Origin of the sequence: Ruoffia tabacinasalis (assembly GCF_042652985.1) — a bacterium.
Taxonomy (GTDB): domain Bacteria; phylum Bacillota; class Bacilli; order Lactobacillales; family Aerococcaceae; genus Ruoffia; species Ruoffia tabacinasalis.
The window spans coordinates 36,062-51,556 of the sequence record NZ_JBHSHQ010000050.1; the positions used below are offsets into that span (position 1 = coordinate 36,062).

Sequence of the window (15,495 nt, forward strand, 5' to 3'; positions counted from 1 at the left end):
TTTATATTTATTTTACTGATTATAGTAATTTTCTAAACCAGCGACAATTAAGTCAGTAATACGATCATGATATTCTTGAGAACGTATATAATCAATATCAGTACTATTACTCATATATCCGAGCTCTAATAGAACACTTGGTCGATTATTTTCTCGCAATACATGATAATTACCAAAGACAACATTATTGTTTGGTAATTCAAACTGAGCCAGTTGTTGATTAATACTATCAGCTAAATCAAAGTCATCTTCATGGAAATAATAAGTCGTGGTCCCATGCCAATCTGGTACAGGTGACGAATCGTAATGAAGCGATAAGAATGCATCGACATTGGCTTCGTTACTTAGGATTGTTCGCTCATCTAGGTCAACGAATTCATCAGTTGAACGAGTTTGAAGAACAGTCGCACCAGCAGCTTCCAATTTCTCCTGTAAGATTTCTGCGGTCCGTAAAGTAACATCTTTTTCATATGTAATATTATCTAAGCTAATCGCTCCAGAATCTTCGCCACCATGACCGGCATCAATCATAATCGTTGCTTCAGCTAACGAACCAGGATTGGTTGTGCCGACATGATTTAACGAGTCGCTTCCAAGGGCAGCGATACGAGATTCAATGTATCCTCTAATGCCAGATTCATCTTCAACTAAATAGAACTCAGTTTCATCTGCACCAGTAGTAACATCAATGAGTTCAAAGCGTTGATTGATTGATGGTGTATAGATGATGTCCGAATATAAATCCGGTGCTGATAAGAAAGCTTGGTTTTCTTGTCGTACGATTACTAAGCGTTCCGCTTCTTCTAATTCTTCCGGTGTCATCTCATCTGGTAGTGTCTCCGATGTTGATTCAGGATCAGGGACTGATTCAGGAATCGCATCTTGATGGATTAACTCTACAGAACTCGTTGGGATGTAGCCATATTGGTTCTCAAAGACAACTTGCACCCAGCCATTACTTTCAAAATTAACAATTAAATAAGTGCCCGCATCAATGTCGGCTAACTGCTGTGAGTCAGTAGTTTGCTCAGAATATATTGGTGATGCAACAAGCAAATGAGCGGCAAGATTTTGATCAGTTACTAAATTATCACTTTCAAGTAACCACTTTGGAATCCAACCTTCAGATGTTCCTTTATAACGCACTCGTAACCAACCATTTCGTTCGGATATAACATTCACAGTTGAGTTTATATTGATGGAATCAATGGCTTGGCTATTTGTTGCTGGTTGACTTCTTAAAACGACAGACTCTTTTTCTATCGTCATTAATTCACTCGTTGTTAAGCTTAAGATAGCAATGGAACTAAGCAAAATTAATACGAATGTAATAAAAGGTGGAAAATACTTTTTAGTATAAAGTCGTTTTAAGAATATATTGAAGGTATTGATAAAATCCCCCCACTCCTACAAAAATTTTAAAGATATTAATTTTATTATATAAATTGTGTAATATAAATTCAAATACGATTAACCTTTGTCACTCAATAGTAATATGTTTGTTATAAATCCGTTAAGACAACTTGGATTTTCAATAGAAAGAGTAGACAAGGCGAATAATATGTAATTAGTTTGGCTTTAAATCATTCGCTGATTACCTCATATATTTTATCATAGTAGAAGAAATATTGCTTGGAAACGATTTAATTTGAATCCTTTAAGAAATTAGTTGATTAAATTTTAATTAGACTCTATAATAAAGGAGTATTTTAATAAAATCGTTGAAGTAGCCAAGTAAATGCCTCAATAACAGAGACTTCTCATTCCGCTGAAAGTAGAAGATGAGCCATTGAAGACACTATGGAGATGAACAATGCAAAGTTGTTCCGCTAACTACGTTACAGTTCTAAGGTAATAATATATATTGTTACAAATTTAGGTGGTACCGCGTTGAAGACGTCCTATAGCAACTTGCTGTAGGGCTTTTTTATATTTATGGAGGTAAATTATGTTAAAAAAACCAAAAGGAACAGAAGATATTCTGCCAGTTAATATTGATAAATGGCATTATGTTGAAGATACTGCTCGTGCAGTATTAGATTCATATAACTTTAAAGAAATTAGAACACCTTTATTCGAATCGATTGATTTATTTAAACGATCTGTAGGGAATACGACAGATATAGTTTCTAAAGAAATGTATGATTTTATGGATAAAGGGGACCGTCACCTGGCTTTACGTCCAGAAGGAACTGCGCCAATTGCCCGTGCTTATATCGAGCATAAATTGCATGGACCTGAGCATCCACAGCCGTTAAAAGTTTATTATATGGAGCCTATGTTCCGTTATGAAAGACCACAAGCTGGAAGACAGCGTCAATTCCATCAATTAGGAATCGAAGTGTTTGGTAGTACAAATCCTGCGACTGATGTGGAAGGTATTGCATTAGCGATGGATTTATTTGATGAATTAGGTTTATCGAATTTATCACTACACATTAACTCTTTAGGAAAACCTGAAGAACGTGAGAATTATCGTAATGCTTTAATCGAATACTTTACACCCCTTAAAGATCAATTAAGTGAAGATTCGCAAAGACGTCTGGCTGATAACCCAATGCGTATTATCGATTCAAAAGATAAGAGAGACAAAGCTTTAGCTGAGTCTGCGCCAGTTATTCTAGATTTTCTAGGCGAAGAAAGTCAGAAACACTTTGATGAAGTTCAAGCATTACTAAATGCGCTGAATATTCCATTCACTGTGACACCAACTATTGTTCGTGGCCTAGATTATTATCAAGATACAATCTTTGAAATCCTGGCTACTGACGATTCTATTGGGGCACAGTCCACTGTATGTGGTGGTGGACGCTATGATGGCTTAGTCGAACAATTAGGCGGACCAAAGACACCTGGGTTTGGTTTCGGTATTGGTTTAGAAAGATTAATGCTTCTATTAGAGAATCAAGACGTTGACATTCCTGAATCTGCAGGCCTAGATATCTTTGTGATGAGCTTAGGTGAAGAGGCAAATATGATGGCATTACAAGTTGTTCAAGCAGCTAGAAAAGATGGTTTAGTTGCTGATCGTGACTACTTAAATCGAAGCATGAAATCACAATTTAAGACAGCTGATAAATTAAATACAACGCTTGTGATTACGATTGGAGAACAAGAGATTGAAACAGGAAAAGTCCAAGTAAAACATCAAGGAACTGGGAAACAAACCGAAGTTGCTTTTGATGATTTAATGACAGACTTTATGGGCGAGTATCGCAAATTAACTGTTGATACATCAGCCATTGACAAATATTTTGGAGGTAAATACTAATGAAAAAGAGAACGACTTATGCAGGTTTAATTAATGAATCATTTGTAGATAAAGAGGTAACATTAAAAGGGTGGGTACAAAAGCGCCGTGACTTAGGTGGCGTTATCTTTATTGACTTACGTGATAGAGAAGGCTTCTGTCAAGTAGTCTTCAACGCTCAATATATTCCAGAACAAATGGATGAAGCAGATCACTTAAGAAGTGAATACGTTGTTGAAGTCACAGGGACTTTAAAACGTCGTGCAGATGAGCAAGTAAACCCTAAAATTCCAACAGGTGAATTTGAATTATTAGCCACTGAATTAACAGTTCTTGCTAAAAGTAAAACACCACCAATTTATGTTGAAGATAGCATTGAAACTGATGAAGAAGTACGTTTACGTAATCGTTTCATCGATTTACGTCGTCCGAAGATGTTCAACAACATTCGTTTACGTCACCAAGTGACTCAAACAATTCGTCAATTCTTAAATAATTTGGACTTTATCGATGTTGAAACACCTTACTTAACTAAGTCAACACCTGAAGGGGCACGTGACTATTTAGTTCCAACACGAAATAACGCAGGTCATTTCTTTGCATTACCGCAATCACCACAATTATTCAAACAATTATTAATGGGTGCGGGAATGGACCGTTATTACCAAATCGTACGTTGTTTCCGTGATGAAGATTTACGTGGAGACCGTCAACCAGAATTTACACAAGTTGATATTGAAACAAGTTTCTTAACTCAAGCAGAAATTCAAGAATTTACTGAAGATATGTTAAAAGCAGTAGCGAAAGCAGCTAGAGGCATTGAAATCACTGAAGATTTCCCAGTAATGACTTATCAAGAAGCGATGGATCAATACGGTTCAGATAAACCTGACATTCGTTTCGAAATGAAATTAGTGGATCTTTCAGACTTCGCTAAAACAACTGACTTTGGAGTGTTCAAAGGTGCAGTTGATAACGGTGGTCAAGTAAAAGCAATCAACTTAAAAGGTCATGCAGACGATTATACGCGTAAAACTGCAGACGAATTATATAACGTAGTTAAACCATATGGAGCGAAAGGTCTAGCATGGACAAAAGTTTCAGAAGATGGCTTTAACGGTCCAATTGCAAAATTCTTCTCATCAGAAGAAGACTACAACTACTTAACCAATGCGTTAGACGCTAAAGTAGGAGATATCATCTTCTTTATGGCTGACTCTACAAAAGTCGTAGCAGACTCATTAGGCGCACTTAGACTTCACTTAGGATCTAAGCACGAATTATATGACCCATCTGAATTAGCTTTCCTTTGGGTAGTAGATTGGCCATTACTTGAGTATGATGAAGACAACAAACGTTACGTTGCAATGCACCACCCATTCACATCACCACAAAACTCAGATATTTCTGAATTATCTAATAAACCTCAAGACGCATTAGCAAATGCGTATGATATTGTTTTAAATGGTTATGAAATTGGTGGAGGAAGTATTCGTATCCATACTCGTGAAATGCAAGAACAAATGTTTGACCTATTAGGCTTCACTAAAGAAGAAGCATATAGTCAATTTGGTTTCTTATTAGACGCGTTAGAATACGGCTTCCCACCACACGGCGGAATTGCTTTAGGATTAGACCGTTTAGTTATGATTCTAGCTCAAGAGCCAAACATTCGTGAAGTGATTGCCTTCCCTAAAACTGGACGCGGTTTAGACTTAATGTCACAAGCTCCAAGTAGAGTAAGTAATGATCAATTACGTGAATTAAATATTTCAGTTAAAGAAAGCAAAAAGTAATTTTAAGGTAAAGCATACAAGGAGAGATATCATGTATATCGGATCACACGTTTCAATGAAGGGAAAAGAGATGCTTCTAGGTGCTGCTCAAGAAGCAGCATCTTACGGAAGTAATATCTTTATGATTTACACTGGCGCGCCCCAAAACACGCGTCGAAAAGAAGTCTCTGAGTTTAGAATTGAAGAAGCAAAGACGTTTATGAAAGAGAACGGTATTGAATTTTTCACAGTTCATGCTCCTTACATTGTTAATCTTGCTAACACAACGAAGGAAGGTTACCATGACTTTGCGATGCAATTTTTACGAGAAGAAATTGAACGCGTAGAAGCTATTGGTGCCACTCAAATTACGATGCATCCAGGTGCGCATGTGGGCGCGGGTGCTGAAGTTGGGATTAAGCAAATTATCAACGGTCTAAATGGCGTTTTAACTGCAGAACAATCACCACAGATTGCTTTAGAGACGATGGCAGGTAAGGGGACGGAAATTGGTAGAAACTTTGAGGAATTAGCTGCCATTATTGATGGGGTTACTTTCAACGAGAAGTTATCAATTACCTTAGATACGTGTCACGTTTATGATGCGGGTTATGATCTTGTTAATGATTTAGATGGTGTATTGAACGAATTTGATAAAGTCATTGGCTTAGATCGATTAAAAGTCTTACATATCAATGATTCTAAAAATCCATTTAAGAGTTATAAAGATAGACACGCTAATATTGGTGAAGGATCTATTGGCTTTGATACGCTGAATGCAATTGTTCATCATCCACAACTGAGCCATATCCCTAAGATTCTTGAAACACCTTGGGTTCCAATTCCTGAGAAAGAAAAGGTTAAAGTAGCTCCTTATAAAGAGGAGATTGCTATGTTTAAAGCAAACACTTATAATCCGAATTTAATCACAGATATTTTAAGATAAATAAAAACACTAACGCATATTAAGCTCTTAGAGAGCCGAATATGTGTTAGTGTTTATTTTGTTATTAGATTCTTTGTGGTAAATTCATGACTTCCATGACGATACTCGCTGATTCTTCAATACTACGATCAGAAACATTAATAATCGGACAACCTAACTCTTCATATATATTATGAGCATATTCCAATTCTTCATTAACCCGTGCTTTAGAAGCGTATTTTGAACCCGTACCTATACCGTATTCTTTCATACGTGATTCTCGATGTTTATTAATGACACCAGAACTATTCGTTAAGCCGATAATTTTCTTCGAATCAATTTCATAAAGAATCGGTGTGACTTCCTTTTCAGGAATTAAAGGTAAGTTTGCGACTTTATAGCCTAAAGTACCTAGGTACATACTTAATGGTGTTTTACCGGTACGTGAAATACCTAGAATAACAATCTCAGCTTCACGTAAACCTTTAGGATCTTTACCATCATCATAAGCTAAACAGAATTCCATAGCGCGAATCCGATCGAAGTAATCTTCTGATAATTCATATTGAGCTCCACTAATTGCCGAAGGTTCAGTCCCAAGTCGACGCGCAATTTCTAAAGTGAATGGTTGGATTAAGTTATAACAAATCAAGCCGGTCTTGATGCAGTATTTTTCAGCAAATTTAGCTAATTCAGCATCGGCAATCGTCATAAACACTAAACCATCATGTTCATTTGCATCTTCTAGAATAGAATGTAGTGTTTCATGATTTGAAATAAATGTATATTTATGTGATACTGTAGTGATATTAGGGAACTGTGCAAAAGAGGCTTTTGCCACTTTTTGAGCAGTTTCTCCTATTGAATCTGATAAAATATAATAATTTAGTACTGTATTATCATTCATGTTAAAATGACCCCCTATAAGTTCTTACATCATAGCATATTTATATAAGGAGACGTCAAGTAATGACTTATGAAATTATAACCAAAGAAGAAGAAACTAAAATTAATGACGCTATTTTAAAATTAAAAGAATTTGGCTTAAAAAACACTAAAAAAAGACAAGAAATATTAACGCTCTTTGCGTGTAATGATCGTTACTTAAGTGCACAAACGGTTCATGAGAAGCTAACTGAAAATTATCCTACGATGAGTTACAACACAACGTACCGTAATGTATATGACTTTGTCGAAGCTGGTATTCTGGAAGCCACGGAATATAACCAAGAACAACATTTCCGTATGAATTGTTTAGACCACAATCACCATCATCATCATTTCATTTGCACAAATTGTGGGATGGCGATACCTTTAGAAACATGCCCGATGGATTTAACCAAAATGACGGATGCTTTAAAAGATGTTCAAATTGATACACATCGATTTGAAATATTTGGTTTATGTCCAACGTGCAAAGTGTAAATACTTAAATTAAATATTTTATCTAATAAACTTTTCGATAAATAGGATAAAAATCCTATATTTAATCGAATTTTTGAAAATAAATATACACTTTCTATGAAAAAACTTTCATTAAGACCTTGCAAAGACAAGGTTGTTTGATTATAATATTACAAGAACTTTATTATTTTTCATAAAAAATAGTAAGGTCAGAAAAGCTTGGGAGGAGGGGATTCATAATGTCTAAAACAGTAGTTCGTGATAACGAATCATTAGAAGACGCTCTTCGTCGCTTTAAGCGAGATGTTTCAAAAACAGGTACTTTAAGAGAAGCACGTAAACGTGAATTTTACGAAAAACCAAGTGTTAAACGTAAGAAAAAATCGGAAGCAGCTCGTAAAAGAAAATTCTAAATAACAGATAGGTGAGGCGAAATGTCACTAACTGAACGAATTAATCAAGACGTCAAGCAAGCGATGAAGGCTAGAGATAAAGAGACTTTAAAAGTATTACGTATGTTGAAGTCGGCATTACAAATGGAGCAATTAGAGCATTCTGAACCTTTAAATGAGGAGCAAGAAATTACGATAATTGCTCGCGAATTAAAACAGCGTAAAGATTCTTTAGCTGAATTTGAAAAAGCTGGACGACAAGATTTAGTAGATGAAGTAACCGATGAAATTGTAGTAGTCGAACGTTACTTACCTAAACAATTATCAGAAGAAGAAATTGAAGTTGAAGTTCGAAAAGTAATGGACGAACTGAATGCAACTTCTAAATCTGACTTTGGTAAAGTTATGGGGAAAGCTATGGCCAACCTAAAAGGAAAAGCTGATGGTAACCTTGTAAAAGAAGTTACAAAGAATCTATTAGGTTAATCTTTTTAAACACCCGAAAGGGTGTTTTTATTTTTATACAAAAAGCTGCGAGTAAGAGAAATCTCACTCGCAGCTTTATTTATCTAGTATAGAAAATTATTTAGTAATTTCATAAGAATGAACAAGTGTTGTTTCACGGTTATCTAAATCTTCACCAACCACTTGATATAATTCATAAGTGACAGTATCTGAAGTCACGTCTACAACAGAGTAGTATTGGAAGTTTGATTCACGGGCATTTGAATGACCTTCTGCATAGAATGACGAAACGAATGGTTGTTCTTCTGTTAATAATAACTCGCGGAAGCTATTAATGTTTTCTTCAGTTAATTCATGACCGAATAAGTCTTCGTATGTTTCATGAATATCTTCGTTTTCTAAGATCCAATCAAAACTTTCAAGTTTATAAATCGTGTTATAAGTCTTAGTTCCTGCTGTACTTGGAATAAAGAAGACCGTTCCTTCAGGATTATTGAACGTTGTCACGTCCTCATTCGTTTCACCGGCAGTGGCTACTTCTGCATTCCCGAATGCTTCAGCATTATGAGTTAGTGCATGCGTCACAGTTAAGTTGTGATCGTGTCCATTAAAGACTAAATCAACATCATACTCATCTAGTAAAGCCATTAAATCATCACGAATTAATTGGACACTTTCATCTTCTAATGAATGATAAGATGAAGAGAATAGAGGGCGGTGATAGCTGACAAATACCCAGTCAATGTCTCCATTGTCCTTAGCTTCTTGAGCTTTTTGTAACTCTTCCTCAAACCACTCCATTTGGTTATCTAAGATTGCTGGTGCTTCATCTTCGTCTGATTCATTTGCTTGTTCAGTGTTTAAGTTAATGAATTGTACACCGTTATAACGAGTTGAGTAAGCTGCACCTGAATCCATGCCTTCAACGGCATTGTCGGTATTAATATGATCTAAGAAGTTATCATTATCATGGTTACCGGTGATAAACATATGTGGCATTTCATTATTTAATGGTAATAATGCATCTAAAGTTAAGTCCCATTCTGTATCGTTCCAGTCATCATTAACCACATCACCTGTATGTAGAGCAAATTTTGCATCTTCTGCATTAGGGTTTTCTAACATTGATTGAATCGTAGAATTTGAATAATCAGCTTCTGAACGTTGGTTTTCTGATGAGAAAGCATTTTGAGTGTCAGTATAGTGAATGAATGAGAAATCTTCATTTGATTCGCTTGCTGTTGTAAATGTCGCTTCTTCAGATAATTCACCGTCTTTATTTCCAACTGCGTAGTGATATACAGTATTTGGATTTAATTCAGTCGCAGTCGCTTTATAGGCTGTTTCAGTAAAGCTAGGGTAAGGTAAACCTAAAGAATAATTATCAAACCCTTTGTCTAACCATAATAGGTTGTCATTTGAGAATACTTCATCAGTATAGTATCCAATAACTTGATCTGGATTTTCAGCTGCAATCCATGGGTCATCATCGTCTGTCATTGGCTCATCTTCTTCCTCATCCCACATAATAGCATAAACGTAATGCCCGTCTTCTGTCATTTGGTTATAGAAAGCATCATCAATTTCAATGATTTCAGGATCTACTTTAGCAGCGTCATCCATCGATTGCCCATCTTCCCAAATGTATAACTTAGCGTTCTCATCTGCATCCGTTGTGTGCCATTGGAAATGCATTGATGTCGAAGGATCATCTGTTAAGTTTGTTGTAATTCTGTTTGGTGTATTATTCACAGGCGCCTCAGGATTGGCTGGATTTTCTTGAGTGCCTTCTGCAGTTTCTCCACCAATCGTTACTGTCGTAATATTACCCTCATCGTCAAATTCAATGCCGTCTTCTGCCGTAATTGCTTCTTCAGAATATGCCTCATCATTCGCACGTTCCTCATTAGCGATATGTGTATTTTCAGTGATTGAACCTGTGGTTGTTTCTTGTGCGTGAACATTAAATCCAACGCTTGATAACATAGTCGTTGCCAGTAAGGCAGATAAGACCATTTTTTTCAAAGATTTTATTTACATTCTCCTTCTACAATATTTTTGTTATTTCCATCACTAACTATACGATAGAAGTGTAAATTTCCTGTAAATATTGTGTAAATTAGATGTAAAGATGAAAAAAATGAAGTAACTTTGCTCTACCATGCAATGTTTAAAGGATTTTGTTATAATTAGGTACTAAAGTTCATTTTTTTATGTATTTATGGTAATCTTATTTTAATTAAAGACAATGATAAAAGGAGCGTATTATTTGAGCGGAGCAGATGCATTTTCACAACAAGTTATTGTATCAAACCAAGATTGGTTATTAGCGATACTAGGAACACATGATAAGTATGTTCGATTACTCGAAGAGAACTTTGATATTCAGGTAAGTAATCGTGGCGAAGTCATAACAATATCAGGAAAAGAAGAAGATGTTGAGATGACACGAGCAATCATGTTGAATTTAGTTGAGCTTTTAGAAAGAGGGATTACCCCTCGAACGATGGATATCATTACTGCTGTTAAGATGGCAAAAAATGGAACCATTGAATATTTCATTAACCTATTTGAAGAAGTCATCGGTCGAGCATATGACGGAACAGCGATTCGTGCGAAAAATTTTGGACAATTACAATATGTCAAAGCAGTTGAAACTCACGATGTGGTGTTTGGAATTGGTCCTGCAGGTACAGGGAAGACCTTCTTAGCTGTTGTTTTAGCAGTTCAAGCTATGAGAGAAGGCCGTGTTAAGAAAATCATCTTAACTCGTCCTGCCGTAGAAGCCGGAGAGAGCCTTGGATTTTTACCAGGCGACTTGAAAGAAAAAGTAGATCCATATCTGAGACCTGTTTACGATGCACTTTATGCTATTTTTGGGATGGAACATACAAATCGTTTGATGGAAAGAGGTATTATTGAAATTGCGCCTTTAGCATATATGCGTGGTCGTACATTAGATGACGCTTTTGTTATCTTAGATGAAGCTCAAAATACAACCATTGCACAAATGAAGATGTTCTTAACACGACTTGGCTTTGGTTCTAAGATGATTATTAACGGTGACCAAACTCAAATTGACTTACCGAAAGGTGTTAAATCTGGCTTGATCGATGCCGAGAGAAAATTAAATAAAATAAATAAAATTAAATTTAATTACTTTGATGAATTTGATGTTGTACGTCATCCAGTTGTAGCGGATATTATTAGAGCTTATTCTGAGGATTAATTTTTATATAGGGGGGAGAAAAATGAACCAGCAACTACGGAAACTACAGACGTTATTAGGCACATTATTCATCCCTCTAATTATTTTGCTTATGTCTGTGTTGATATTTTTCATAGGTTTTACTGATGTGCAACCTGAACAATATAACTTTCGGATCAACCAAGTAGCGGAGGAAACGGTTCAAGCACCTGTAACAATAGAAGATACTGAACAGACTGAGATAAATAGGGAACGTGCACGCTCAAGCGTGCCAGACGCATATGTATTTCAGCCTGCTATTCTTGAACAACAAGTGGAGCAGGCTGAAGAGTTTTTTAATTTAATTTATTCTATTAGAGTGAATGAATACTCAACCGTCGACATTAATGAGATGCTTGAAGATTCTGTATTAAGTAATCTGATGGATATCACTTCGATTGATAGTCAACGAACTGAGACACAATCCGTTCCGTTTGGACAATTAGAAGATACTGAACAGCTTGTAGTTTATAATCAAGCGGTCTTAGCGAGTGAGGGTGATTCGGTCAGAGAATTAGATGATTCGCTATCAGTGGACTCAATTACTACGCTATTAACAGTGAATAATGAAGCATTGAATCAATTGCAACAGCAAATTAATGATTTACTTGCGAGTGTTTTAAGTAGTGAAATTGAATCGACTGATTTAAATCAAATTTTATCAGATGTGAATCAGTACATTAGAGAATTGGATATTGACTCTGAAAGTAAGGGAATTATCAGCGAATTAATGCAGGAATTGGTTGTACCAACAGTTGTCTTTAGTGAAAGCGAGACAGAAAAGCGTCGTGAAGAAGCTGAGAATGCTGTTCAACCGAGCTATATCTTACAGGGGCAAATTATCGTCCAAGAAGGACACATTATTAACCAAACAACCTATAGACAATTAGATTTATTAGGTTATTTAGATCAAGAGTCGAATAATGATTTATTAATTGCTTTTGCTGCAGTCATTATCATTCATGCAATCGCACTTGTTTACTATGTTGTTAAAGAGAAAGAAAAAGCGTTATTGGACATTGAATTAGGTACACAAATATTGGGCTATGGCTTACTCTTTACAGTAAGTTTCCTTGTCTTGAGAGTGTTGCATATATTGCAATTGAATGGGATTGATTATGCCATGTTATTTCTGCCAATCTATGTGATCCCAATGTTGTTAAGACCAAGAACTAATATAAGATTAACCTTATTCTTTATGGGCTTTTTCAATTTATTGGCGTTATTTATATCACATGATGGCGATAGTATGACTGTGACCTTTATGATTACGATCTTTTATTTCTTTAGTTCATTGATTTCATTAAGTTATCAATTATTAGTGAAGAATAAAAATTCATTAAGATACGGTTTCTTATATGCATTAGCTTTGCATGCCGTTTTTGCGATACCGATTGTGTTGATGACGAACGTTACATTAGTATCTGAAACTTCAGTCGTTATATTATCGTTTATTTTATTTAATTTACTGATTGCATTTGGCATTTATTTCTTTATTGAACCATATTGGCATAAACTGTTAAGCAGCAAAGCACCATTAACATTAAATCAACTAGCGAATTTAACTCATCCGCTACTGAAAAGTATTGTGGAGAAAGCTCCAGGTTCATATCATCATAGTATGATGGTAGCGAATATTGCAGCGAATGCTGCGGATGCTATCGGATCAGATTCATCGTTAGTAAGAATTGCATCGTATTATCATGATATTGGAAAGGTAAATCATCCATTGTTTTTTGTTGAGAATTTATCTGAAGGAATGGAGTCACCACATTCAATGGTGACGGCTGAAGAGAGTGCCGCCATTATTATTGGGCATGTCACTGAAGGTGAAAAGATTTTACGAGAATATGATATGCCAGAAAGTGTAATAGATATTTGTATGCAGCATCACGGAACTACTTTAGTAAGGTATTTTTATCATCAAGCGAAACAAGCTGACAATCATGTGGACGAGGAAAAGTTCCGTTATCCTGGACCTAAACCTCAAAGCAAAGAAGCGATGATTATTATGATTGCTGATTCAGTTGAAGCTGCTTCTAGAACAATTAAAGAACATACGCAAACGGCTTTTGAAAACTTAGTTGATAATATTATTAATGGAAAATTGGCTGAAGGCCAATTTGAAGAGTGCCATATGACAGTCGCAGAATTAGAAAAAGTTAAAAAATCAATTGTACATACAATAGCAAGTACATTTCATACTCGTGTTGAGTATCCAGATTAAATAACGGAGGACAACTTATGATTATAGATTTAATAGATGAAGATGGGTTACTAACTGAAGAACATACAGAAATGTTAAACCATATTATTACTCAAACAGCTCATAAACTTGGATTAGGTGAGGGAATCGAAGTCGATATTTCTATCGTTTCTAATGATATTATTCATGAATTGAATAAAGAATACCGTGGTATCGATCGACCAACAGATGTGTTAAGTTTTGCCTTAGAGGAAGACATAGAAGAGGCACCAAACTTCAACTTCGATTCATTTTCTAATATCGAAGGTGGCGGTGATGTGTCCAAACACTTAGGAGATATTATTATTTCTTTTGAAAAAACCGTTGAACAGGCTGAAGATTATGGACATTCAGTCGAAAGAGAATTAGCATTCTTAGCTGTCCATGGCTTCTTACATTTGAATGGATATGACCATCAAACCGAAGCTGACGAAAAAGAAATGTTCTCGTTACAAGAAGAGGTGCTAGAAGAAAATGGCTTTTCACGAGGGCAATAATAAATTTACGAAGTCTGTCTATCATGCAGTCCAAGGGATTATGGAGACAGTAAAAGTCGAAAGAAATATTAAAATCCATATGATTATTACAGCTCTAGTTATCATTGCAGGCTTTCTATTCAAGATTAATTTAGTTGAGTGGTTGAGTATCGTTATTTGCATTGGCTTAGTCATCGGTATGGAATTATTGAATACTTCCATCGAACATACAGTTGATTTAGCGTGTCAAAAGGAGTACCATCAACTAGCGAAAAAAGCAAAAGATGCATCCGCTGGCGCAGTATTAGTAGTTGCTACCATGTCGGTTGTTATTGGAATGATTATATTTATACCAAAAATTTGGAAGTTAATATTTATTAATTAAGGAGTGTTTATGAAAAATAACAAATTTAAATCAGGTTTTATTACCATTATTGGTAGACCAAATGTAGGGAAATCAACTTTATTAAACCGTTTTGTCGGACAAAAAGTAGCAATTATGTCTGATAAAGCGCAAACAACACGTAATCGAATTCAAGGGGTTGTGACTGATGAAGAAAGCCAAATTGTCTTCATAGATACACCGGGAATTCATAAACCAAAACATGCGTTAGGTGACTTTATGTTGAATGCAGCATACAGCGCACTTAAAGGTGTTGATGGCATCTTAGTAGTTGTGAATGCCTCCGAAAAAATCGGACCTGGGGACCGCTTGGTGATTGAACGCGTGAAACAAGCGAACATTCCTGTGTTCTTAGTTATTAATAAGATTGATCTAGTAACACCAGACGAATTATTACCAATCATTGACTCGTACCGTCAAGAACATGATTTTGATGAAATCTACCCAATCAGTGCCACAGAAGGTAATAATGTTGATGCGCTAGTTAAAGGAATTAAAGAAATTATTCCAGAAGGACCTCAATATTATCCAGCTGACCAAGTGATGGATCACCCAGAATACTTTATAGTCGCTGAATTTATTCGTGAGAAAATATTAGAATTAACGCGCGAAGAAATTCCGCATTCGGTTGCGGTTCAAGTTGAGAGTATGAGACGTAACGAAGATGATAAGATTGAGATTCAAGCAGCTATTATTGTAGAACGCAGTTCTCAAAAAGGAATTATTATCGGAGCCCAAGGATCAATGATTAAAAAAATTGGTCAACGCGCTCGTCGAGATATTGAAATTCTATTAGGAGATAAAGTTTATCTTGATTTATGGGTGAAAGTTCAAAAGAATTGGCGCGATCGTCGTACTCAATTGAATGACTTTGGTTATCAACCAGATAATTATTAAATGACAGAGGTGATTA

14 protein-coding genes and 1 other annotated feature are annotated in these 15,495 nt (G+C 35.7%); of the genes, 11 read left to right on the forward strand and 3 right to left on the reverse strand.

Translation table 11 applies throughout. The features are described from left to right. Nucleotides 1–12 precede the first annotated feature (12 nt). The gene (locus tag ACFO5Y_RS08680) at nucleotides 13–1,269 is read right to left on the reverse strand and encodes an N-acetylmuramoyl-L-alanine amidase (protein ID WP_197103993.1); all 1,257 of its coding nucleotides are present in this window, start codon (nucleotides 1,267–1,269) and stop codon (nucleotides 13–15) included. 443 nt (nucleotides 1,270–1,712) lie between these two features. Beyond that, nucleotides 1,713–1,907, forward strand: a binding site (T-box leader). A gap of 41 nt (nucleotides 1,908–1,948) precedes the next feature. Between ACFO5Y_RS08680 and hisS the strand changes: the two genes are divergently transcribed. The 3 genes from hisS to ACFO5Y_RS08695 are packed head-to-tail and all read left to right on the forward strand — an operon-like array spanning nucleotide 1,949 to nucleotide 5,971. Then, entirely contained in the window at nucleotides 1,949–3,271 is a 1,323-nt protein-coding gene (hisS, locus tag ACFO5Y_RS08685) for a histidine--tRNA ligase (protein WP_197103994.1), read from the forward strand. After that, nucleotides 3,271–5,046, forward strand: coding sequence for an aspartate--tRNA ligase (aspS, locus tag ACFO5Y_RS08690; protein ID WP_197103995.1), 1,776 nt, complete (start codon nucleotides 3,271–3,273; stop codon nucleotides 5,044–5,046). The genes hisS and aspS overlap by 1 nt, the downstream gene beginning before the upstream one ends. A gap of 31 nt (nucleotides 5,047–5,077) precedes the next feature. Further along, the gene (locus ACFO5Y_RS08695; RefSeq protein WP_138403940.1) at nucleotides 5,078–5,971 is read left to right on the forward strand and encodes a deoxyribonuclease IV; all 894 of its coding nucleotides are present in this window, start codon (nucleotides 5,078–5,080) and stop codon (nucleotides 5,969–5,971) included. Nucleotides 5,972–6,035: 64 nt separating this feature from the next. Here ACFO5Y_RS08695 and ACFO5Y_RS08700 read toward each other — a convergent pair whose 3' ends face one another. Beyond that, on the reverse strand, nucleotides 6,036–6,857 hold the full coding sequence (locus tag ACFO5Y_RS08700; protein ID WP_197103996.1) for a pyruvate, water dikinase regulatory protein: 822 nt from the start codon (nucleotides 6,855–6,857) through the stop codon (nucleotides 6,036–6,038). 62 nt (nucleotides 6,858–6,919) lie between these two features. On the opposite strand from ACFO5Y_RS08700, the gene ACFO5Y_RS08705 reads away from it, so the two are divergent. The 3 genes from ACFO5Y_RS08705 to ACFO5Y_RS08715 all read left to right on the forward strand — a co-directional run bounded on the left by ACFO5Y_RS08705 (nucleotide 6,920) and on the right by ACFO5Y_RS08715 (nucleotide 8,232). Beyond that, a complete protein-coding gene (locus ACFO5Y_RS08705) occupies nucleotides 6,920–7,375 on the forward strand; it encodes a Fur family transcriptional regulator (RefSeq protein WP_197103997.1) in 456 nt (151 codons plus the stop codon). A gap of 218 nt (nucleotides 7,376–7,593) precedes the next feature. Then, nucleotides 7,594–7,767, forward strand: coding sequence for a 30S ribosomal protein S21 (rpsU, locus tag ACFO5Y_RS08710; RefSeq protein WP_138403937.1), 174 nt, complete (start codon nucleotides 7,594–7,596; stop codon nucleotides 7,765–7,767). Between the two features lie 21 nt (nucleotides 7,768–7,788). Further along, nucleotides 7,789–8,232 carry a GatB/YqeY domain-containing protein gene (locus ACFO5Y_RS08715; protein ID WP_138403936.1) on the forward strand — a complete coding sequence of 148 codons (444 nt, stop codon included), beginning with the start codon at nucleotides 7,789–7,791 and terminating at the stop codon, nucleotides 8,230–8,232. A 96-nt stretch (nucleotides 8,233–8,328) separates the two neighbouring features. On the opposite strand, the gene ACFO5Y_RS08720 is transcribed toward ACFO5Y_RS08715, so the two are convergent. Then, nucleotides 8,329–10,227 (reverse strand): purple acid phosphatase family protein, encoded by a 1,899-nt coding sequence (locus ACFO5Y_RS08720; protein ID WP_231606844.1) that lies wholly within the window; start codon nucleotides 10,225–10,227, stop codon nucleotides 8,329–8,331. Nucleotides 10,228–10,480: 253 nt separating this feature from the next. On the opposite strand from ACFO5Y_RS08720, the gene ACFO5Y_RS08725 reads away from it, so the two are divergent. Genes ACFO5Y_RS08725 through era form a run of 5 tightly spaced genes read left to right on the forward strand, consistent with a single transcriptional unit; the run spans nucleotide 10,481 to nucleotide 15,479 of the window. Next, the gene (locus tag ACFO5Y_RS08725) at nucleotides 10,481–11,440 is read left to right on the forward strand and encodes a PhoH family protein (RefSeq protein WP_197103999.1); all 960 of its coding nucleotides are present in this window, start codon (nucleotides 10,481–10,483) and stop codon (nucleotides 11,438–11,440) included. A gap of 22 nt (nucleotides 11,441–11,462) precedes the next feature. Then, entirely contained in the window at nucleotides 11,463–13,685 is a 2,223-nt protein-coding gene (locus ACFO5Y_RS08730) for an HD family phosphohydrolase (RefSeq protein ID WP_197104000.1), read from the forward strand. Between the two features lie 17 nt (nucleotides 13,686–13,702). Then, a complete protein-coding gene (ybeY, locus tag ACFO5Y_RS08735) occupies nucleotides 13,703–14,200 on the forward strand; it encodes an rRNA maturation RNase YbeY (protein WP_138403932.1) in 498 nt (165 codons plus the stop codon). Then, the gene (locus ACFO5Y_RS08740) at nucleotides 14,178–14,564 is read left to right on the forward strand and encodes a diacylglycerol kinase family protein (RefSeq protein ID WP_138403931.1); all 387 of its coding nucleotides are present in this window, start codon (nucleotides 14,178–14,180) and stop codon (nucleotides 14,562–14,564) included. The genes ybeY and ACFO5Y_RS08740 overlap by 23 nt, the downstream gene beginning before the upstream one ends. A 9-nt stretch (nucleotides 14,565–14,573) precedes the next feature. Next, nucleotides 14,574–15,479: a GTPase Era gene (era, locus tag ACFO5Y_RS08745; protein WP_197104001.1), complete on the forward strand. Its 906-nt coding sequence runs from the start codon at nucleotides 14,574–14,576 to the stop codon at nucleotides 15,477–15,479. Nucleotides 15,480–15,495: the final 16 nt, after the last annotated feature.

Excerpts from the sequence above, each read along its gene's own strand:
- ACFO5Y_RS08740 (WP_138403931.1), top strand. The coding sequence starts at position 14,178 with ATGGCTTTTCACGAGGGCAATAATAAATTTACGAAGTCTGTCTATCAT.
- rpsU (WP_138403937.1), top strand. The coding sequence starts at position 7,594 with ATGTCTAAAACAGTAGTTCGTGATAACGAATCATTAGAAGACGCTCTT.
- ACFO5Y_RS08680 (WP_197103993.1), bottom strand. The coding sequence starts at position 1,269 with ATGACGATAGAAAAAGAGTCTGTCGTTTTAAGAAGTCAACCAGCAACA.
- era (WP_197104001.1), top strand. The coding sequence starts at position 14,574 with ATGAAAAATAACAAATTTAAATCAGGTTTTATTACCATTATTGGTAGA.
- ACFO5Y_RS08730 (WP_197104000.1), top strand. The coding sequence starts at position 11,463 with ATGAACCAGCAACTACGGAAACTACAGACGTTATTAGGCACATTATTC.
- ACFO5Y_RS08695 (WP_138403940.1), top strand. The coding sequence starts at position 5,078 with ATGTATATCGGATCACACGTTTCAATGAAGGGAAAAGAGATGCTTCTA.
- ACFO5Y_RS08700 (WP_197103996.1), bottom strand. The coding sequence starts at position 6,857 with ATGAATGATAATACAGTACTAAATTATTATATTTTATCAGATTCAATA.
- aspS (WP_197103995.1), top strand. The coding sequence starts at position 3,271 with ATGAAAAAGAGAACGACTTATGCAGGTTTAATTAATGAATCATTTGTA.
- ybeY (WP_138403932.1), top strand. The coding sequence starts at position 13,703 with ATGATTATAGATTTAATAGATGAAGATGGGTTACTAACTGAAGAACAT.
- hisS (WP_197103994.1), top strand. The coding sequence starts at position 1,949 with ATGTTAAAAAAACCAAAAGGAACAGAAGATATTCTGCCAGTTAATATT.
- ACFO5Y_RS08715 (WP_138403936.1), top strand. The coding sequence starts at position 7,789 with ATGTCACTAACTGAACGAATTAATCAAGACGTCAAGCAAGCGATGAAG.
- ACFO5Y_RS08705 (WP_197103997.1), top strand. The coding sequence starts at position 6,920 with ATGACTTATGAAATTATAACCAAAGAAGAAGAAACTAAAATTAATGAC.
- ACFO5Y_RS08720 (WP_231606844.1), bottom strand. The coding sequence starts at position 10,227 with ATGGTCTTATCTGCCTTACTGGCAACGACTATGTTATCAAGCGTTGGA.